The sequence below is a fragment of the Modicisalibacter sp. 'Wilcox' genome (assembly GCF_010993675.1).
Lineage (GTDB): Bacteria > Pseudomonadota > Gammaproteobacteria > Pseudomonadales > Halomonadaceae > Modicisalibacter > Modicisalibacter tunisiensis.
On sequence record NZ_WNXF01000002.1, the window covers coordinates 117,501 to 135,945 of the forward strand.

The 18,445-nt window shown below is 69.7% G+C and carries 17 protein-coding genes; 9 read left to right on the forward strand and 8 right to left on the reverse strand.

The genetic code is table 11. From position 1 onward, the window contains the following. Positions 1–51 precede the first annotated feature (51 nt). From fdhF to G7A98_RS02465, 4 genes are all read left to right on the forward strand, one after another. A complete protein-coding gene (gene fdhF, locus G7A98_RS02450) occupies positions 52–3,030 on the forward strand; it encodes a formate dehydrogenase subunit alpha (protein ID WP_163647906.1) in 2,979 nt (992 codons plus the stop codon). Then, positions 3,030–3,602: a DUF1641 domain-containing protein gene (locus G7A98_RS02455; protein WP_163647907.1), complete on the forward strand. Its 573-nt coding sequence runs from the start codon at positions 3,030–3,032 to the stop codon at positions 3,600–3,602. The genes fdhF and G7A98_RS02455 overlap by 1 nt, the downstream gene beginning before the upstream one ends. 151 nt (positions 3,603–3,753) lie before the next feature. Continuing rightward, positions 3,754–4,206, forward strand: a complete 453-nt coding sequence (locus G7A98_RS02460; protein ID WP_163647908.1) for a hypothetical protein — start codon at positions 3,754–3,756, stop codon at positions 4,204–4,206. A gap of 172 nt (positions 4,207–4,378) precedes the next feature. Then, on the forward strand, positions 4,379–5,308 hold the full coding sequence (locus G7A98_RS02465) for an AEC family transporter (protein WP_163647909.1): 930 nt from the start codon (positions 4,379–4,381) through the stop codon (positions 5,306–5,308). Positions 5,309–5,324: 16 nt separating this feature from the next. Here G7A98_RS02465 and G7A98_RS02470 read toward each other — a convergent pair whose 3' ends face one another. Both G7A98_RS02470 and hemE read right to left on the reverse strand, forming a co-directional pair. Beyond that, positions 5,325–5,678 carry a VanZ family protein gene (locus G7A98_RS02470; protein ID WP_240464655.1) on the reverse strand — a complete coding sequence of 118 codons (354 nt, stop codon included), beginning with the start codon at positions 5,676–5,678 and terminating at the stop codon, positions 5,325–5,327. Between the two features lie 4 nt (positions 5,679–5,682). Beyond that, complete coding sequence (hemE, locus tag G7A98_RS02475; protein WP_163647910.1) at positions 5,683–6,750, reverse strand: uroporphyrinogen decarboxylase; 1,068 nt, start codon at positions 6,748–6,750, stop codon at positions 5,683–5,685. A gap of 171 nt (positions 6,751–6,921) precedes the next feature. Here hemE and ribA point away from each other — a divergent pair, with 171 nt between their 5' ends. Beyond that, positions 6,922–7,557 (forward strand): GTP cyclohydrolase II, encoded by a 636-nt coding sequence (ribA, locus tag G7A98_RS02480; RefSeq protein ID WP_163647911.1) that lies wholly within the window; start codon positions 6,922–6,924, stop codon positions 7,555–7,557. 40 nt (positions 7,558–7,597) lie between these two features. After that, positions 7,598–8,257 (forward strand): hemolysin III family protein, encoded by a 660-nt coding sequence (locus G7A98_RS02485; RefSeq protein ID WP_163647912.1) that lies wholly within the window; start codon positions 7,598–7,600, stop codon positions 8,255–8,257. A 7-nt stretch (positions 8,258–8,264) separates the two neighbouring features. Here the strand turns inward: G7A98_RS02485 and soxR are convergent, their stop codons facing one another. Continuing rightward, the gene (soxR, locus tag G7A98_RS02490) at positions 8,265–8,720 is read right to left on the reverse strand and encodes a redox-sensitive transcriptional activator SoxR (protein ID WP_163647913.1); all 456 of its coding nucleotides are present in this window, start codon (positions 8,718–8,720) and stop codon (positions 8,265–8,267) included. 60 nt (positions 8,721–8,780) lie between these two features. Between soxR and G7A98_RS02495 the strand changes: the two genes are divergently transcribed. Further along, entirely contained in the window at positions 8,781–9,386 is a 606-nt protein-coding gene (locus G7A98_RS02495; RefSeq protein WP_163647914.1) for an NAD(P)H-dependent oxidoreductase, read from the forward strand. On the opposite strand, the gene djlA is transcribed toward G7A98_RS02495, so the two are convergent. The 4 genes from djlA to xseB form a co-directional block, all read right to left on the reverse strand. Next, positions 9,387–10,166, reverse strand: coding sequence for a co-chaperone DjlA (gene djlA, locus G7A98_RS02500; RefSeq protein ID WP_163647915.1), 780 nt, complete (start codon positions 10,164–10,166; stop codon positions 9,387–9,389). Positions 10,167–10,178: 12 nt separating this feature from the next. Beyond that, positions 10,179–12,119, reverse strand: coding sequence for a 1-deoxy-D-xylulose-5-phosphate synthase (gene dxs / locus G7A98_RS02505; RefSeq protein WP_163647916.1), 1,941 nt, complete (start codon positions 12,117–12,119; stop codon positions 10,179–10,181). Between the two features lie 134 nt (positions 12,120–12,253). Next, a complete protein-coding gene (locus G7A98_RS02510) occupies positions 12,254–13,144 on the reverse strand; it encodes a farnesyl diphosphate synthase (RefSeq protein ID WP_163647917.1) in 891 nt (296 codons plus the stop codon). After that, entirely contained in the window at positions 13,134–13,427 is a 294-nt protein-coding gene (xseB, locus tag G7A98_RS02515; RefSeq protein WP_163647918.1) for an exodeoxyribonuclease VII small subunit, read from the reverse strand. The genes G7A98_RS02510 and xseB overlap by 11 nt, the downstream gene beginning before the upstream one ends. A gap of 331 nt (positions 13,428–13,758) precedes the next feature. Here xseB and serA point away from each other — a divergent pair, with 331 nt between their 5' ends. After that, complete coding sequence (gene serA, locus G7A98_RS02520; RefSeq protein WP_163647919.1) at positions 13,759–15,009, forward strand: phosphoglycerate dehydrogenase; 1,251 nt, start codon at positions 13,759–13,761, stop codon at positions 15,007–15,009. Between the two features lie 61 nt (positions 15,010–15,070). Here the strand turns inward: serA and G7A98_RS02525 are convergent, their stop codons facing one another. Next, entirely contained in the window at positions 15,071–17,179 is a 2,109-nt protein-coding gene (locus G7A98_RS02525; RefSeq protein WP_163647920.1) for a TonB-dependent receptor, read from the reverse strand. Between G7A98_RS02525 and G7A98_RS02530 the strand changes: the two genes are divergently transcribed. Beyond that, the gene (locus tag G7A98_RS02530; RefSeq protein WP_240464656.1) at positions 17,171–18,445 is read left to right on the forward strand and encodes a metallophosphoesterase; all 1,275 of its coding nucleotides are present in this window, start codon (positions 17,171–17,173) and stop codon (positions 18,443–18,445) included. The genes G7A98_RS02525 and G7A98_RS02530 overlap by 9 nt on opposite strands.

The window sequence follows — 18,445 nt, forward strand, 5'->3', positions numbered from 1 at the left end:
CGGAAACCGACGACCGGCCCGACCGTGTCTCTCTGGACGGGAGCAACCACCATGCACGACGAGGCGCAAACGGAGGCGCGCTGCACGATCCATGTCGACGGCCAGCCTCTCGAGGCCACCCCGGGCGAGCCCTTGATTGCTTGCCTGGAACGTCACCGGATCGACCTGCCCCACCTCTGCTATCACCCGCAACTCGGCCCACTGGAAACCTGCGACACCTGCTGGGTGAAGACCGACGACGGCCTGACCCGCGGCTGCACCCTGCAGGCCGAGGAGGGCCTGGCCATCGAGCTGGCCCCGCGCGAGGCCGACGAGGCCCGCCACGAGGGGATCGACCGGGTGATCGCTCGCCACGAGCTGTACTGCTCGGTGTGCGAGAACAACAACGGCAACTGCGAGGTGCACAACACGGTGCGCGACATGCGCGTACCCGGCCAGCGCTACCCCTACGAACCCAAGCCCTACGAGAAGGACACCTCGCACCCCTTCTACACCTACGATCCCGACCAGTGCATCCTCTGCGGGCGCTGCGTCGAGGCCTGCCAGAACCTCGAGGTCAACGAGACGCTGACCATCGACTGGGAGCGCGATCATCCCCGCGTGCTGTGGGACGGCGGCGAGGTCGCCGACGAGTCGAGCTGCGTGTCCTGCGGCCAGTGCGTCACCGTCTGCCCGTGCAACGCCCTGATGGAGAACGACATGCTCGGCCGGGCCGGGCCGCTGACGGCGATGCCGTGGGACATCAAGCGCCCGCTCACCAACGCCATCAAGGGCGTCGAGCCGACCACCGGTTTCGGGCCGATCTTCACGCTCTCGGAACTCGACAGCACCCAGCGCCACGCCGATATCCAGCGCACCAAGACCGTCTGCACCTACTGCGGCGTGGGCTGCTCGTTCGAGATGTGGACCCACGGGCGCGAGATCCTCAAGATCCAGCCCACCGAGCACGGCCCGGCCAACGGCGTGAAGACCTGCATCAAGGGCAAGTTCGGCTGGGACTTCGTCAACAGCGAGAAACGCCTGACCCGGCCGCTGATCCGCGAAGGCGACCACTTCCGCGAGGCGGACTGGGACGAGGCGCTCGACCTGGTGGCCCGCCGGCTCGGCGAGGTACGCGACGCCCACGGCCCCGACGCCCTGGCCTTCGTCGCCTCGAGCAAGTGCACCAACGAGGAGTCCTACCTGACCCAGAAGCTGGCCCGAGCGGTGATCGGCACCAACAACGTCGACAACTGCTCGCGCTACTGTCAGAACCCGGCCACCACCGGGCTGTTCCGCACCGTGGGCTACGGCGGCGACTCTGGCAGCATCAGCGATCTGGAGATGGCCGACCTGATCCTGATGGTCGGCACCAACACCGCCGAGAACCATCCGGTGATCGCCTCGTCGCTCAAGCACGCCCAGAAGCACAACGGCCAGCAGCACATCGTCGCCGACGTGCGCCGCCACGAGATGGCCGAACGCGCCGACCTGTTCCTGCAACCGCGCAACAGCACCGACCTGGTGTGGCTGTGCGCGGTGACCCGCTACCTGATCGACAACGGCTATGCCGATCGCGAGTTCATCGATGCCCACGTCCACGGCTTCGAGGAATACCGCCGCTCGCTGGAGCCCTTCACCGTCGCCTACGCTGCCGAGATCACCCGGCTCAGCGAGGAAGCGATCATCGAGGCCGCCGAGCGCATCGGCCGCGCCGAGCGGGTCTGCGGCATGTGGGCGATGGGCGTGACCCAGCACACCTACGGCTCCGACACCAGCACGGCGATCTCCAACCTGCTGCTGGTCACCGGCAACTACGGCCGCCCCGGCACCGGCGGCTACCCGATGCGCGGTCACAACAACGTCCAGGGCGCCAGCGACTTCGGCTCGCTGTGCAATATCTTCCCCGGCTATCAGTCGGTGGAGGACCCCGAGGCCCGCGAGCATTGGCGCCGCGGCTGGGGCGTCGACCGGCTGCCGGAGAAGGCCGGCTTCAACAACCACTCGATGATCAACGCGGTCAGCGAAGGCAAGCTCAAGGCGATGTACATCATCGGCGAGGAGAGCGCGCTGGTCGACGCCAACGCCAATCACGTGCGCGAGAACTTCGGCCGGCTGGACTTCATGGTGGTGCAGGACATCTTCTTCTCGCGCACCGCCGAGTACGCCGACGTGGTGCTGCCGGCGGCGCCGAGCGTCGAGAAGGAGGGCACCTTCGTCAATACCGAGCGACGCATCCAGCGCCTCTACCAGGTCATGGAACCGCTCGGCGACGCGCGCCCCGACTGGGCGATTCTCGCCGACCTGGGTCGCCGTCTGGGGCATCCCTGGCACTACGCCCACCCGTCCGAGATCATGGACGAGGTGGCCAGCCTCAGCCCGCTGTTCGCCGGGGTCAGCTACGAGCGGCTGGAAGGCTGGAAGTCGCTGCAGTGGCCGGTGGCCGCCGACGGCACCGACACGCCCCGCCTCTACGAGGACCTCGAGTTCCACTTCGACGACGGCATGGCGCGCTTCCATCCGGTCGAGTGGCGCGACTCGCCCGAGCGCATCGACGACGAGTACGACCTGCACCTCAACAACGGCCGCGTGCTCGAGCACTTCCACGAGGGCAACCTGACCGGCGCAGGAAGGATCAACGACAAGCTCTCGGAGGTCTTCGTCGAGGTCAGCCCCGAACTGGCCCGCGAGCGCGGCGTCGAGACCGGCAGCCGGGTGCGGCTGGCCTCGCGACGCGGCGAGATCGAGCTGAACGTGCTGGTCACCGAGCGCGTCACCGGCCACGGCCTCTACGTGCCGCTGCACACCCGCGAAGGCAACGTCAATCGGCTGACCGGCGACCACGCCGATGTCGCCGTGGAGACCCCGGCCTACAAGGAGATCGCCGTGAAGATGGACGTGCTCCAGGTCGACGGCCCCTCGCCGCTGCCGCGCAACAACCATCGCAACGGCCAGCGCATCCCGATCCACGACATCGGCGTCGAGCGCAAGTGGGCGCGCAGCGACTACCATCGCCCGCCCCAGGCATCCACCGACCCGGAGCGATTCTGATGGCCCAGGCAATCAAGCCCGACCGCGTCCCCGCCGGCGCCTTCGGCGGCAAGACGGCGCCCGACGCCCACGACGAACTCGAGCGGCTGATCGACAACCTTCACCGCCGCCAGGTCTTCCGCCTGCTCAACGACGTCCTCGAGTCGCTGCCGGAGACCTCGCGGCTGATCGCCGGGCAGCTCGACAGCGAGGGCGGCGTGCGTGGCGGCGCCAACCTCTTCCTGCTGCTGCGCACGCTCGGCCGGGTGCCGCCGGAGGACCTGCAGCGCTGGCTCGACGCCGCCGCCCGGGGCATCAGCGCCGCCTCTCGCGAGGAGGCCCGCGAGGCCTATCCGGCGCCCGGCGTGCTGGGCGTCAAGGACCTGCTCCACGACGAGGCGCTGTGGCACTCGCTGGGGCCGCTGCTGGAGGGGCTCAAGGCCTTCACCGGCGAGCTGCAGGCGGCGGAGGCGTCGCCGGGCCCCGCGGAGGGCTCGCGCCCCGACCCCGAGGAGGGCGCCGACCTGCCGCCCCGGCGCGCCGGCAGCGGACGCGACCCGCAGGAACAGGAGGAATCGCCGCACCGGGAGTGAATCGTCGTCGCCCATCGTGGGATTTCGCGCCGACACGGCCGCGGTGTTAGTATCAACTAACCGGCAGGGACTGCCGGACCGCGACCGCGTCGCCCGTCCCGGCGTCCCGGGGCGCCCTGCAAGACGCGATGACCAAGGAGAGAGATCCACGATGCGCGACTTCCTGCTGCTGCGCCGCCCCCTGCCGCGACGCACCCTGGTGCTCTGTCATGTCACGGCCCAGCTGGCCCTGCTCGTCACCGCGCTGGGCTGGCTGGCGCTCCACGCCCCGGCCCTGAGCCGGAACGGCTGGGTGGCGGGCTGGCCGAGCTGGGTGATGGCCGTCAGCCTCTGGCTGCTGGCCAGCGTCGGTGTGCGCCTGCTCGCCGAACTGCTGATGCTGCCGCACCGCCTGAGCGACCCGCACGGCCCCGGCGCGGTGATGACCCGGGCGATCGACCGCCGCCCGGCGGTTCACGACCCCGAGCAGCGCTGGGTCAACGCCGTCTCGCCGGTCGCCCCGGCCGAGGCGGTGGGCGAGCCCCGCGTCACCCGCCGCGAGCCCTCGCTCAAAACACGCCTGCACGGCGCCGACGATGACTCGCCCAGGGCGGCCGGAGGCTGAGACGCTCGCAGCGGCGCTTCTCCCCGCCGACATGGACGACGTGAGCAAACCCCCTTAGGCTAGAAAGCTTTCTGCCAGCCGACGGAACACCTCGCGCCGCACCGGCCCCGTCGGGCGGCACCGCCCTGCCCGCCAGGGTGGCGCCACGCAACACGATGGGGAAGCTGCGCCAATGTCGTCGGTCGTCAATGTCATCCTGCCCATCTTCGGGCTGATCCTGGTGGGCTACGTGTGCCGCCGCACCGAGCGGCTGGGCGAGACCGCCGCCTCGGAGCTCAACCGCTTCGTCGTCTGGCTGTGCCTGCCGGCACTGCTGTTTCGCGCCACGGCCACGGCGACCTGGGCGGAGGTCTGGCACCCCGAGTTCATCGCCGTGGTCGCCATCGGCACACTGGCCATCTTCGCCCTGACCCTCGTCTACCGGCGGCGCGCGACACGCCATCTGGTGGATGCCAGCATCGACGCCCTGGGCGCCGCCTACGCCAACACCGGTTACGTGGGCATCCCGCTGAGCCTGCTGGTGCTGGGCGACCCCGGCCTGGAGCCGGCGCTGATCGCCACGCTGTTCGTGGCCTGCGTGCTGTTCGGCCTGGCCGTGGTGTGCATCGAGGTGGGGCTGCAGAGCGAACGCTCCGCGGCCCGCGCCGGCCTCAAGGTGGGCAGGGCGCTGGCTCGCAACCCGCTGGTGGTCTCGCCGATCCTCGGCGCCCTGTGGGCGATCGGTGGCCTGTCGCTGCCCCACGCCGCCGACACCTTCCTGCGTCTGCTCGGCGACGCCACCACCCCCGCTGCGCTGGTCTCGCTGGGGCTGTTCCTGGCCCGCCGCCAGCCCGGCACGGCCCAGGGCACCCTGGGGCTGGTCGGCCTCAAGCTGGTCGCCCATCCGCTGATCACCTGGGTGCTGGCCTACCACGTCTTCGCCCTGCCGCCGCTCTGGGCGCAGTCGGCGCTGCTGATGAGCGCCCTGCCCACCGGCACGGGGCCGTTCATGCTGGCGGAGTTCTACCAGCGCGAGGCCGCGGTGGTCTCGCGCACCATCCTGCTGACGACGCTCGGTTCGCTGCTCACGCTGTCGCTGTGCCTGTATCTGCTGCAGGGGTGAGGGGTGAGGAAAGGTCTCAGGACCGGCCTCGGGACACGGGCCGCCGGCGCCAGGCCAGCAAGCCGCCACAGGCGAGCAGCACACCCAGGGTGTTGGCGAGGATATCCAGCGGGTCGCCGCCGGCCCGGCCGGGCACGCCGAGCTGGGCCAGTTCGATGAGCACGCCATAGAGAACGGCGGCGGTGCCGGCGACCGGCAATCGCCAGCCGGCCAGGCCCAGCGCCCCGGCCAGCCCGGCGTAGGCCGCCAGGTGGTTGAGCTTGTCCCACGGCAGGTCCGGGGGCAGCGCATCGGCCGGGGCCAGGCTGCCCCAGGCGATGGCCGCAGTGACGCTCAGCGCGGCCAGCCCCCAGACGGTGCGCCTCGCCACGCCCTCAGTCCTGCGGATGATAGGCGGGGCTCAGCTCGTGGAGTGCCTCGAGGAAGTCGCTGACCCGCTGCGGGTCGGTGTGCTGGCTGATGCCGTGCCCCAGGTTGAAGACATGCCCGGCACCGAGGCCGTAGCTGTCGAGGATGCGCGCCACCTCGGCGCGGATCGCCGCCGGCCGGGCGAACAGCACGCTGGGGTCGAGATTGCCCTGCAGGGCGACCCGGTGGCCGACCCGGGAACGGGCGTCGGACAGCTCGGTGGTCCAGTCGAGCCCCAGGCCGTCGGCGCCGGTCGAGGCGATGTGCTCGAGCCACTGCCCGCCGTTCTTGGTGAACAGGATCACCGGCACGCGGCGCCCGTCGTGCTCGCGAATCAGCCCGGCGACGATCTGCTCCATGTAACGCAGCGAGAATTCCAGGTAGGCCGGGGTCGACAGGGCGCCGCCCCAGGTGTCGAAGATCTGCACCACCTGAGCGCCGGCCCGGATCTGGGCGTTGAGGTAGTCGGTCACGGCATGGGCCAGCAGGTCGAGCAGCTGGTGCATCGCTTCCGGGTTGCCGTAGAGCATGCCCTTGACGTGGCGGAAGTCCTTGCTCGAGCCGCCCTCGACCATGTAGGTGGCGAGCGTCCAGGGGCTGCCCGAGAAACCGATCAGCGGTACCCGCCCGTTGAGCTCGCGACGGATCGTGCTCACCGCGTTCATCACGTAGTCCAGGTCGCGCTCGGCGTCGGGCAGGCGCAGCGCCTCGACCTCGGCCTGGCTGCGCACCGGCTTTCTGAACTTGGGCCCCTCGCCGGTCTCGAAGTACAGCCCCAGCCCCATGGCGTCGGGGATGGTCAGGATGTCGGAGAACAGGATCGCCGCGTCCAGCGGATAGCGCTCGAGCGGCTGCAGCGTCACCTCGCAGGCCCGGTCGGTGTCCCGGCACAGGTCCATGAAGCTACCCGCCTCGCCGCGCACCCGGCGATACTCGGGCAGGTAGCGTCCGGCCTGGCGCATCATCCACACCGGGGTGCGGTCCACCGGCTGGCGCGCCAGGGCGCGCAATAGGCGATCGTTCTTGAGTTCCATGGGGCTCTCGCTGCTGGCGGATTTGGCTCATTGTAACGGATGCACGCCGCAGGGGGAGCCATGCGGCCCTGTGCCCCACCGCACCGGATGAGCTCGCCCGGCGATCCTGCTATCATGGGCGTCTTCATCGGCCGGGCGCTGGTGCCCCGCCGGTCCGCAGTGAGGGTTACCGTGACGATTCGCTTCATCGCCGCCTCCAGGCTCCCCACCCCCTGGGCCACCTTTACCATGCACGGCTTCGAGGACGAGGCTACCGGCAAGGATCACGTCGCCCTGACGCTCGGCGATGTGGCGACCGGCGAGCCGGTGCTGGGCCGCGTGCACTCGGAATGCCTGACCGGGGACGCCCTGTTCTCGATGCGCTGCGACTGCGGCTATCAGCTCCAGGAGGCTCTCAAGCGCATCGCCGCCGAGGGCCGCGGCGTGCTGCTCTACCTGCGCCAGGAAGGGCGCGGCATCGGCCTGCTCAACAAGATCCGCGCCTACCATCTGCAGGATCAGGGCTATGATACGGTGGAGGCCAACGAACATCTGGGCTTCGGCGCCGACCTGCGCCGCTACGATCTGTGCGTGCCCATGCTCGAGCACCTGGGCGTGTCCTCGCTCAAGCTGATGACCAACAATCCGCGCAAGGTCGACGCCCTGACCCGGGACGGCGTCACCGTGAGCGAACGCCTGGCGCTGACCACGGGTCGCAACCCGCACAACGAGCATTACCTGTCGACCAAGGCCGGCAAGCTCGGCCACCTGATGGCCCTGGACGACTTCACGCCGGCCGACGACGTGGACATCGAACGCAAGCCGTAGGGGCTCGCCCGCGCCCCCGGCCGAACCGCGGGAGGTGCTGATGAACACTCCGGAAACCGCCTATACTCGCCTCGAGGAGTGGCTGCACAGCCTCAGCCATGGCCTCGGTGCGGCACTGAGCCTCGCCGGCATGGTGGTGCTGATCGTGCTGGCCAGCCTGGCGGCGCACGTCGACCCCTGGAAGATCGTCGGCGTGAGCCTCTACGGCACCACCCTGGTCGGCCTCTACACGATCTCGACGCTCTACCACGGCTTTCGCCACCCGCGCCTCAAGCGGGCCTTCAAGATCGCCGACCACTGCGCCATCTATGCGCTGATCGCCGGTACCTACACGCCCTTCCTGCTGGTCAACCTGCGCGGTCCGCTGGGCTGGGCGCTGCTGGTGGTGATCTGGACGCTGGCCGTGGGCGGCATCACCCTGAAGCTGCTCTGGCCGCAGCGCTTCGGCGGCTGGCGGGTCGCCGTCTACCTGCTGATGGGCTGGCTGATCGTGGTGGCCTCCGGCGAGATGGGTGCCTCGCTGTCCGACACCAGCCTCGGCCTGCTGGTGGCCGGCGGCATCACCTACACGGTGGGCGTGCTGTTCTACGCGGTGCGCGCCATCCCCTTCCACCACGCCATCTGGCACCTGTTCGTGCTGGGCGGCAGCGCCTGCCACTACTTCGCGGTCTACACCGCGGTGCTCGGCCCCTCCGGCTGAGCATCGGTCAGGGCGCCAGGCGGCACGCCCCCGAGTCCGTCTCGCCCAGCACGTCCTCGGGGTTGCGCAGCGGGCAGCACGCCAGCGACAGGCAGCCGCAGCCGATGCAGCCATCCAGCTGGTCGCGCAGCCTGACCAGGGCGTCGATGCGCGCCTGCAGCGCGTCGCGCCAGCCGGCCGACAGATGGTGCCAGTCCTCGGCGGTGGGCGTGCGCCCGGTGGGCAGCGTGTTCAGGGCCGCACCGATCTCGGCCAGCGGCACCCCGGTACGCTGGGCGATCCTGATGACCGCCACCCGACGCAGCACATCGCGCGAATAGCGCCGCTGGTTGGCGGCGTTGCGCCAGGCGTGAATCAGCCCCTTTTCCTCGTAGAAATGCAGCGTGGACACCGCCACCCCGCTGCGCGCCGCCACGTCCCCGACCGACAGCGCCTGCTTGTGCGGATCGACCCGTCGTGCCATGGCCTTGACCTCAAGTTAACTTGAGCTCCTAGACCCCGTTACCGTCAAAGGAGCCACGTCATGACCGCACCGCCGCTCTCCCTGGCCCTGCTCCCGGGCAGCACCTGTCACCGGCGCTTCTCGCGTCGCGTCGCCGACTGGGCACAGCGTCGGCTGGCCGGGCACGCCGACCTGGTCGCCGAGTTCGTCCTCCCGGCGCCGTGGGAGGCCGACGCCAACCGCCGGCTGCACCGGACCGATGCCTTCCTGGTCATCCTGCCGGATCAGCCGGTGACCGGCACCGCCGACCTGGCAGCGCTGTTCGCCACTCCCGCCGAGGCCTGGCATGCCCGGCCGGTGGGCTTTCTCACCTACGGCGGCAGGAACGGCGGCCGCGCGGCCATCGAGCGGCTGCGCCCGTGGCTCGTCGACCGTCAGGCGATTCCGCTGGGCGAGAACGTGGATTTCATCGATGCCTGGGAGCGGCTGGGGGCACGCGGCAAGCTCTATGCGCCGCTGGGCGAGGATCGGCGGCTGGCGCGGCTGCTCCCCCGTTTGCAATGGTGGGCCCGGGCCCTGCGCGATGCCCGGCAAGACGGCCCCGGCGCTCTCTCCGCCGGGTCCGCGTTCGCGGAAGGCGCGTTCAGAGAAGGTTCGTTCAGGGAGGGGGCGTTCAAGAAGGCGTAGTCAGGCCGCTTCGGCGCGGGCCTGCTTGATCAGGTCATAGGCGTGGGTGATCTCGCGGGTGCGCTTCTCGGCCATCTCGCGCATGCTTTCGGGCAGGCCCTTGGCGGCCAGCTTGTCGGGATGGTTCTCGCTCATCAGCTTGCGATAGGCACGCTTGATCTCGGTATCGCTGGCCCGGGAATCGACGCCCAGTACCCGGTAGGCATCCTCCAGCGCCTGCGCGGAAGGCGCGCCGCCCGGCCCCGTATCACCGGCGGTCGCGCCGCGCAGCAGCGCCTCGATCTGGGCGACCTCGCTCTCGTTGCAGCCCAGCCCGCGGGCCACGCGCACCAGCATCTCGTGCTCGGCGGGGTCGAGACGCCCGTCGGCGGCGATCGCGGCAAGCTGGATCTGCAGGAACACCTGACGCAGGGCACTCTGCTGGCCGACGATCGGCCGCAGCCGCGCCAGCTCGGCGTCCAGGTCGAAGTCCGCCGCCTTGCCGCGGTTGAAGTCGGCCCGCGCCCGGGCGCGCTGGCTCTCGTCGAGCCGCAGCTGGTCCCAGATCCGCCGCGAGGCCTCCAGCTCGTCCTCGGAGACCCGGCCGTCGGCCTTGCACAGGCAGCCCATCACCGCGAAGGTCGATTCGAGAAACTGCGCCCGGGCCCCGGCCAGACGCCCCAGCGCACTGCGCCGCCAGCGCCGCGCGATCCAGTAGCCGATCCCGCCGCCGATCAGCAGCCCCAGGGGGCCGCCGATCCACAGGCCCAGCAACGCCCCGATCAGTATTAAGGTCAGCATGCGATCCTCGTGTCAGTCGTCGGAAGGTCGGGCCGCCAGGCGCCGGCGAATCGCCGCCTCGATGCCGTCGGCGTCGAGCCCGCAGTCGGCGAGCAGTTCGGCCGGCTTGCCGTGCTCGATGAAGGCGTCGGGCAGCCCCAGGTTGAGCACCGCCACGTGCTCGCCCGCCTCGGCCAGCAGCTCGTTCACCCCGCTGCCGGCGCCGCCGGCCACCGCGTTCTCCTCCAGGGTGACGAGCAGCCGGTGCCCGCGCGCCGCGGCCAGCACCGCCTCGCGGTCGAGCGGCTTGACCGTGCGCATGTTGAGGTGCGTGGCGTCGAGCCGCTCGGCGACCTCGCCGGCGGGGCCGTTCATGCTGCCGAAGGCCAGCAGGGCGATGTCGCCGGCGCCCTCGCGGCGCATCTCGGCACGGCCGATGGGCAGCGGCTCGAGGTGCTCGGGAATCGGCGTGCCCGGCCCCTTGCCGCGCGGATAGCGCACCGCCGCCGGCCCGGGATGGTGATAGGCGGCGCTGAGCATGGCCCGGCACTCGGCCTCGTCGGCCGGCGCCATGACCACCAGCTCCGGCACGCAGCGCAGGTAGGAGAGATCCAGCGCGCCATGGTGGGTCGGGCCGTCCTCGCCGACCAGGCCGGCGCGGTCGATGGCGAAGGTGACGTCGAGCTTCTGCACCGCCACATCGTGGATCAGCTGATCGTAACCGCGCTGCAGGAAGGTCGAGTAGATCGCCACCACCGGCTTCATGGCCTCGCAGGCCATGCCCGCGGCGAGCGTCACGGCGTGCTGCTCGGCAATCGCCACGTCGTAGTAGCGCCCGGGGTATTCCTTGGAGAAGCGCACCAGATCGGAGCCCTCGCGCATCGCCGGGGTGATGCCGATCAGGCGCTCGTCGGCGGCGGCCATGTCGCACAGCCAGTCGCCGAACACGTTGCAGTACTTGCGCGGCTTGGCGGCCGGAAGCTCGGCGCCCTGGCTCTCGGGCGCCTGGGTCTCGACCCTGGGCGGCGGCGCGGGCTCCCTCTCCAGCTTGGTGATGGCGTGATAGCCGATCGGGTCGGCCTCCGCCGGCCGGAAGCCCTTGCCCTTGCGGGTCTTGATATGCAGGAACTGCGGGCCGTCGAGATCGCGCAGGTTGCCCAGCGTGTTCACCAGGGTATTGAGGTCGTGGCCGTCGATGGGGCCGATGTAGTTGAAGCCCATCTCCTCGAACAGCGTCGCCGGGCTGACCATGCCCTTCATGTGCTCCTCGGTGCGCCGCGCCAGCTCCAGCGCGCCGGGCAGCCGCGAGAGCACCTTCTTGCCGCCCTCGCGGACATTGAGGTAGGTCTTGCTGGCGAAGATCTGCGCCAGGTAGCTGGCCATGCCGCCGACGTTCTCGGAGATCGACATCTCGTTGTCGTTGAGCACCACCAGCAGGTTGGCATCGACGTGCCCGGCATGGGCCAGCGCCTCGAAGGCCATGCCCGCCGACAGCGCGCCGTCGCCGATCACCGCGCACACGCGGCGCTGCTCGCCTTTCGTGCGGGCGGCCAGCGCCATGCCCAGGGCGGCGCTGATCGAGGTGCTGGAGTGGCCGACGCCGAAGGTGTCGTATTCCGACTCGTCGCGCTTGGGGAACGCCGCCAGGCCGTGCAGCTGGCGGATGGTCGCCATCCGCTCGCGGCGGCCGGTGAGGATCTTGTGCGGATAGGCCTGATGGCCGACGTCCCACACCAGCCGGTCGTGGGGCGTTTCCAGGCAGTGGTGGAGGGCGATGGTCAGCTCGACCACGCCCAGCCCGGCGCCGAAGTGGCCGCCGGTGCAGCCCACGCTGTAGAGCAGGAAGGCCCGCAGCTCGTCGGCCAGCTGCGAAAGCTGCGAATGGCGCAGCTCGCGCAGGTCGGCGGGCGTGTCGATGGTGTCGAGCAGCGGCGTGGCCGGGCGCTCGACCGGAATCTCGTCGAACAGCTTCATGGGCTAGTCTTCTGTCGGTTGAGGCACGGCTCGATGGACAGACCCACAACCCCGGGTCGCCCGGACACCTTGAGGGAGGCTGAACGGCGCGGGTCTCGGCGGTTCGGTGGAGTCGTCATCGATACCATGCTGGCTCAGTAGTCGCGCTCGATCATGTAGCGGGCCAGATCCGCCAGCGGCTCGCCGGCCTCGCCGAGCACCGCCAGCGCCGCCAGCGCCTCGTCGCGCAGGGCTCCGGCGCGGGCACGGGCGCCCTCGAGGCCCAGCAACGCCGGATAGGTCGGCTTGTCGCGGGCCGCATCGGCGCCCGCGGCCTTGCCCAGGGTGCCGGTGTCGCCGACCACATCGAGGATGTCGTCCTGGATCTGGAAGGCCAGGCCGACCGCCGCCGCGTAGCGGTCCAGTGCCGCCAGTCGCGGGTCGGCCTCGGGCACCGCCACGAGCCCGCCCATGCGCACCGCCGCGCGGATCAGCGCACCGGTCTTGTAACGGTGCATGGTCGCCAGCGCCTCGGCATCCAGCCGGTGACCGACGGCGTAGAGGTCCAGCGCCTGCCCACCGGCCATGCCGGCGCGGCCGGCGGCGCGGGCCAGGGTGCCCACCAGCGCCGCCGTGCGGGGATGCGCGGCCTCGGCCAGCACCTCGAAGGCCAGCGTCTGCAGGGCGTCGCCGGCGAGGATCGCGCTGGCCTCGTCGAACGCCTTGTGCACCGTGGGCTGGCCGCGGCGCAGGTCGTCGTCGTCCATCGCCGGCAGGTCGTCGTGGACCAGCGAGTAGGCATGGACCAGCTCGATGGCCAGCGCCGCCGGGTCGAGGGCACCCATCTCGGCACCCAGCGCGCGTCCGGTGGCATACACCAGGATCGCGCGCAGTCGCTTGCCGTTGCCGATCACGCCGTGACGCATCGCCGCGTCGAGCCGCTCGGCAGGAGCGACGCGGCCGGCGAACAGTGCCTCCAGGCGCGCGTTGATGCGCTCGCGATCGGCATCCAGGCGCTGCGTCCCCTGCGGTGCGTCAGCGAGCATGGCCATCCTCCGGCGAGGCGTCGGTGGCGCCGAAGGGCGCGTCCGCGAGGGAGCCGTCGGGCTGTTCCATCAGGGCGCGCACCTGCAACTCGGCGGCGTCGAGACGCTGCTGGGCCTCGCGCGTCAGGCGCACGCCCTGCTCGAACGCCGCCAGCGACGCCTCCAGCGACAGCTCGCCGGCTTCCAGCCGAGCCACCAGCTGCTCGAGCCGGTCGAGGGTACCGGCAAAGTCGTCGGGGGTTGCCTCGTCAGCGCCGGGCGCTGCGGTTTCCTGGTCTGCCATGACGCGTCTCGCTCATCGACACGGGCCGCCCGGCCAGGCGGCGCCGCAGTATCAGGGTCTGGGCGCACAGTATACACGCTCATCCCCGGGGTGCGTCTGCCCCGGCCACGCCGGCACCACTTCGATTTCGCTCATGCCGGACACGCAGCGTTTTCATTCCGGCGACAGGCCGGTGTGGTACCATGTGCCCCCTGTTGCGCTGTCCCATGCCTGGCTCGGCCCTCACCTTTTCGTACCCGCCACGGGCCGTTGCCGCTCGAAACGCCGCCAACAGACTCCACATTCCCGACGCCAATTCGCGTCGTCAGTCGACGAAAGGGTTGAATCGACAATGGCCAAGACGTCCCTGGACAAGAGCAAGATCAAGATCCTGCTGCTCGAGGGCATTCACCAGTCCGCGGTGGATAACTTCCTGAACGCCGGTTACACCAACATCGAGCACCTCTCCACCTCGCTGGATGAAGAGACGCTGATCGAGAAGATCCGCGACGTGCACTTCATCGGCATTCGCTCGCGGACTCAGCTCAACGAGCGGGTCTTCGCCGCCGCCGAGAAGCTCACCGCGGTGGGCTGCTTCTGCATCGGCACCAACCAGGTCGACCTGAACGCCGCACTGGCCCGCGGCATCCCGGTGTTCAACGCGCCCTACTCCAACACCCGCTCGGTGGCCGAGCTGGTGCTGGCCGAGACCATCATGCTGCTGCGCGGCATTCCCGAGAAGAGCACGCGCGCTCACGAGGGCGGCTGGCTGAAGTCGGCGAAGAATTCCCACGAGGCCCGCGGCAAGACACTGGGCATCATCGGCTACGGCAGCATCGGCGCCCAGCTCTCGGTGCTCGCCGAGTCGGTGGGCCTGGACGTCATCTACTACGACGTCGTCACCAAGCTGGCGATGGGCAACGCCCGACAGGTGGGCAGCCTGGAAGAGCTGCTGGCCCGTGCCGACGTGGTCACCCTGCACGTGCCGGACGTGCCCTCGACCCGCTGGATGATCACCAAGGAACAGTTCGCGCTGATGAAGCCGGGCAGCATCTTCATCAACGCCTCGCGCGGCTCCACCGTGGTCATCGAGGACCTGGCCGAGGCGATCAAGGCCGGCAAGCTGCTGGGCGCGGCGGTCGACGTCTTCCCCAGCGAGCCGAAGAGCAACGACGAGGAGTTCGTCTCGCCGCTGCGCGGCCTGGCCAACGTGATCCTCACCCCGCACATCGGCGGCTCCACCCTCGAGGCGCAGGAGAACATCGGCGTCGAGGTCTCCGAGAAGCTGATTACCTACTCCGACAACGGCACCACCATCACCTCGGTCAACTTCCCCGAGGTGGCGCTGCCGGCCCACCCGGACAAGCACCGCCTGCTGCACATCCACGAGAACGTGCCGGGCGTGATGTCCGAGATCAACCGCGTGCTCTCGGAGAACGATATCAACATCTCCGGCCAGTTCCTGCAGACCAACGAGAAGGTCGGCTACGTGGTGATCGACGTCGACAAGGCCTACGGCGCCAAGGCCCTCGAGGCGCTCAAGCAGGTCGACCACACCCTGCGCACCCGCGTGCTCTACTCCGAGACCAACTACGAGGCGTAAGCCCGGTCTCGAGGTCGGCCCCACGCCCCCGGCTCAAGCCGGGGGCGTTTTTCATTGCCCCTCAGAATTCGACCCCCACCCCGGCATACACCGTGCGCCCCGGCGCCGGGTCGTAGTAGCGCTCATGGCTGGCGTTGATGATCACGTTGGCGTAGTGCTCGCGATCGAACAGGTTGCGCACCCCGGCATAGGCCTCGAGCACGGTGTCGCCGCCCAGGCGCCAGCCGTCGCCGGCGCGCAGGTTGACCAGCCAGACGGCGTCGACCGTCTCGTCGTTGGCGTCATCGGCGACCATCGAGCCGATGTAGCGGGTCTCCAGGGTGGCGAAGCGCCGGTCGAATCCCTGCCATGACAGCCGATTGACCCAGGTCCGCTCCGGCACGCCGGGGATGCGGTTGCCATCAAAATCCTGCCCGTCGACGCGGTAGTCGTCGAACGCGTAGCTCGCCAGGGTCAGGGCGCTGTCGACTCGCCAGCTCGGGGTGAACTGCCAGCCCAGTTGGGTCTCGATGCCCTCGCGGGTGCTCTTGCCGGCGTTGCGGTAGTAGCTCTTGCCGGCGGCGTTCTCGTAGGCCACCAGGGAATCCCTGACCCGGGTCGAGAACACCGCGACGTCATACTCCAGCCCGTTGTCGAAGGTACCACGCAGCCCGACTTCGCGATTCCATGCCGTCTGCGGCTCGATAGCCGGGTTGAAGCCGCCGCCGTCGGGGGTAGCGAACTCCGAGAAGGTCGGCGTCTCGTAGGCGGTGCCGGTCGCCAGGTAGAACTGATGATCGGGCAGGTACTGGAAGCTCAGCCCCGCGCTGCCGCTCCACTGGCCGAAGGTCCGATCGCCGCTGTCGTCGCCATCGCTGAGGTGGTGATCGTCGATGTCGAAACGCACCCGGTCGTAGCGCGTGCCCAGCGACAGCGTCCAGCGCTCGGTCAGGTCCAGGTCGCCCTGGGCAAAGAGACCCACGGAGGTCGCCGTCTGGGTCTCGTCCCGGGAGCGGCGCACATGCTCGCCGTCGATCAGCACGTCGTCGCTGTGGCGGCCATCCACCTGACGGGCCACGTCGACCCCGGCCATGTAGCGAAACGGCCGCCCGGCGAGCGTCAGCGACTGCCGATACTCGGCGCTGCCGCCGTAGTAGTCGCGATCGTAGGCGATGTAGTTCTGCACGTCCGTGACGTCACGGTCGCCCCCGGCGAAGGCCAGTTGCTGCTGATAGTCGCGATGCAGGTAGAACCCCTTGAGGGTGAGTGCCCCCGGCCCGGCGGAGAGGTCCTCGTACTGCAGGCCGATGACCTGCTGGTCGACCGCCTGCCCCGAGTCGATATCGACCGGCGAGTAGTCGTAGTAACCCCGCGTATCCATGGCGGCGAAGCGATCGTCGGCCACGGATTCGAGCGTCTTGCCGCCGGGGTCCTCGGCGAAGGGACTGTCGAGCAGGTTGAGGATCGCCGTGAGCCGGCGGTCGTCGCCCAGCTCGCGACTCAACTTGGCGTTGAGCAGATATTTGCGGGCGGCGCTGTGCTCGCGATAGCCGTCGTAGTCCATCGCCGAGGCGCTGACGTGATGCGACCAGGGCCCCTCGACGCCGCCATTCTGCACCGACAGCTTGCGATAGCCGTCGCTGCCCGTCTCGACGCGGATCGCGCTGCCCGGGTCGCTCTCGCCGCTGGCGGTGGTGACGTCGATCACCCCGCCGGCAGCGTTGCCGTACTGGACCGCCGCCGGGCCACGGATCACCTCGATGGTCTCGGCGCTGTCGAGATCGATGGCATCGAGCTGGGCCTGGCCGTCCGGCAGGGTATAGGGGATGCCGTCGACGACCACGGTGACACCCCGTACGCCCCAGGGCGTGCGTGCACCGAAGCCGCGGATCGACACGCGCTCGCCCTGGGCGAAATTGTAGCGGTTCTGCAGGTACAGGCCCGGCACGCTGGCCAGCGACTCGTCGAGGCGCACGCGCTGCTGGCCCCGGGCGATCGCCTCACGGTCGATCACCGACACGGCGGCGGGGGTGGCGTAGAGCTCGCGCGCCAGACGCGGAGCAGTGACGGTGATGACATCCGTGTCAGGCTGGGTGGCAGAACGGCTTTCCACGGCCACCGCGACGCATGGCGCGAGGCCCAGGCCGCAGGCGCCCAGCCCGAGCGCGCGGATGAAGGGGCGATGTGGCATGACGATTCCCTGTCAGAGGATGTTTACAAAGTCGGCGAGCGAGGCCGGCGCTGTCCCGGCGCGGTCGCGCCCAGCCTAGCGCGCCGGCCCCACCGCCTCCAGTCGGGCGCCACGGATGTGGCGCAAAGTGCTATCGGCGCCAGCACCGATTGGCTCATTATCGGCGAGAAGGCCGGCAGCAAGCTGGGCAAGGCCCGCAGGCTCAACGAGAGCCGGAGAGCGACCCTCGAAGCGCTCCCCGAGGACGCGTCTCGCGCGGGTATCGTGACAATCGGCGTGGTCGGGGTGCAGCCCCGATCAGCGTTCGCAACGGAGGGTGCAGGCATGCTCACCATCGAGGTTCGTGACGGCCAGGCCAGGGTGGTGGTCGACCCCAGGCTCAGCGTGGACCGCGAGACCCTGAGCTTTCTATCGGCCACTGCCGACGTGCACGGGCACCTGCTGCCGGACGGTTATCACTCGCTGGACACCCTTGCCGATGTGATCGACAAGGACAATGAGGAGGATTCCCCGGTCCGGGCGGCTGTTGCGGACCAACTCCGCCAGCTCGCCGGGCTGTATACGCCCGGACTGAAGGCCGACCCCGCGTTTGTCGTCCATGAAGAAAATACCGAGGGGCGCGACTTCGTGGTGGGCGACATCCACGGCCAGTACGACGCCCTGCAGGACGCGCTGCGAGCCGTGGACTTCGATCGTCGGCGGGACCGGCTGTTCTGTGTCGGCGACCTGATCGACCGAGGCGCTCGCTCGTTCGATTGCCTGTCACTGGTATTCGAGCCGTTCTGCCATTGCGTGCTCGGCAACCACGAATGGCTGGCGCTGACGGCGCTCGGCGACCAGGGGACTCGGCACGACTGGGATCTCTGGCAGACGAACGGGGGCGGCTGGATTCACGGCGAGAATGCCCGCGAGGTGAAAATCCGGCTGGAGGAGGCCGCCCGTTACCTGCCGCTCGGTCGGGAGGTGGGGGTCGATGGCAAGCGCATCGGCATCTGTCATGCCGAGCCACCCCGGAACTGGAACGGGTTGCGGGAAAGCCCCGAATCGCTCCTGGAGCCGACTATCTGGAGTCGGTCCCGCATCAGGGAGGGCGACATCACGCCTGTCGGCGGCATTGATGCCGTCGTGGTGGGGCACACCCCCGTCCCCGAGCCCCGCTGGCTGGGCAACGTCTTCTACGCCGATACCGGAGCTTTCCTCCGCGACGGCAAGCTGACCCTGGTGAACCTCGCCGATCTGGCGGCTCGAGTCCGATCGACACCCTGA

What these genes read in the sequence shown, in the direction of transcription:
- G7A98_RS02455 (WP_163647907.1), top strand. Translation starts at nt 3,030, where the DNA reads ATGGCCCAGGCAATCAAGCCCGACCGCGTCCCCGCCGGCGCCTTCGGC.
- G7A98_RS02485 (WP_163647912.1), top strand. Translation starts at nt 7,598, where the DNA reads ATGAACACTCCGGAAACCGCCTATACTCGCCTCGAGGAGTGGCTGCAC.
- fdhF (WP_163647906.1), top strand. Translation starts at nt 52, where the DNA reads ATGCACGACGAGGCGCAAACGGAGGCGCGCTGCACGATCCATGTCGAC.
- G7A98_RS02460 (WP_163647908.1), top strand. Translation starts at nt 3,754, where the DNA reads ATGCGCGACTTCCTGCTGCTGCGCCGCCCCCTGCCGCGACGCACCCTG.
- G7A98_RS02525 (WP_163647920.1), bottom strand. Translation starts at nt 17,179, where the DNA reads ATGCCACATCGCCCCTTCATCCGCGCGCTCGGGCTGGGCGCCTGCGGC.
- G7A98_RS02465 (WP_163647909.1), top strand. Translation starts at nt 4,379, where the DNA reads ATGTCGTCGGTCGTCAATGTCATCCTGCCCATCTTCGGGCTGATCCTG.
- xseB (WP_163647918.1), bottom strand. Translation starts at nt 13,427, where the DNA reads ATGGCAGACCAGGAAACCGCAGCGCCCGGCGCTGACGAGGCAACCCCC.
- hemE (WP_163647910.1), bottom strand. Translation starts at nt 6,750, where the DNA reads ATGGAACTCAAGAACGATCGCCTATTGCGCGCCCTGGCGCGCCAGCCG.
- G7A98_RS02495 (WP_163647914.1), top strand. Translation starts at nt 8,781, where the DNA reads ATGACCGCACCGCCGCTCTCCCTGGCCCTGCTCCCGGGCAGCACCTGT.
- G7A98_RS02530 (WP_240464656.1), top strand. Translation starts at nt 17,171, where the DNA reads ATGTGGCATGACGATTCCCTGTCAGAGGATGTTTACAAAGTCGGCGAG.
- G7A98_RS02510 (WP_163647917.1), bottom strand. Translation starts at nt 13,144, where the DNA reads ATGCTCGCTGACGCACCGCAGGGGACGCAGCGCCTGGATGCCGATCGC.
- serA (WP_163647919.1), top strand. Translation starts at nt 13,759, where the DNA reads ATGGCCAAGACGTCCCTGGACAAGAGCAAGATCAAGATCCTGCTGCTC.
- soxR (WP_163647913.1), bottom strand. Translation starts at nt 8,720, where the DNA reads ATGGCACGACGGGTCGATCCGCACAAGCAGGCGCTGTCGGTCGGGGAC.
- djlA (WP_163647915.1), bottom strand. Translation starts at nt 10,166, where the DNA reads ATGCTGACCTTAATACTGATCGGGGCGTTGCTGGGCCTGTGGATCGGC.
- dxs (WP_163647916.1), bottom strand. Translation starts at nt 12,119, where the DNA reads ATGAAGCTGTTCGACGAGATTCCGGTCGAGCGCCCGGCCACGCCGCTG.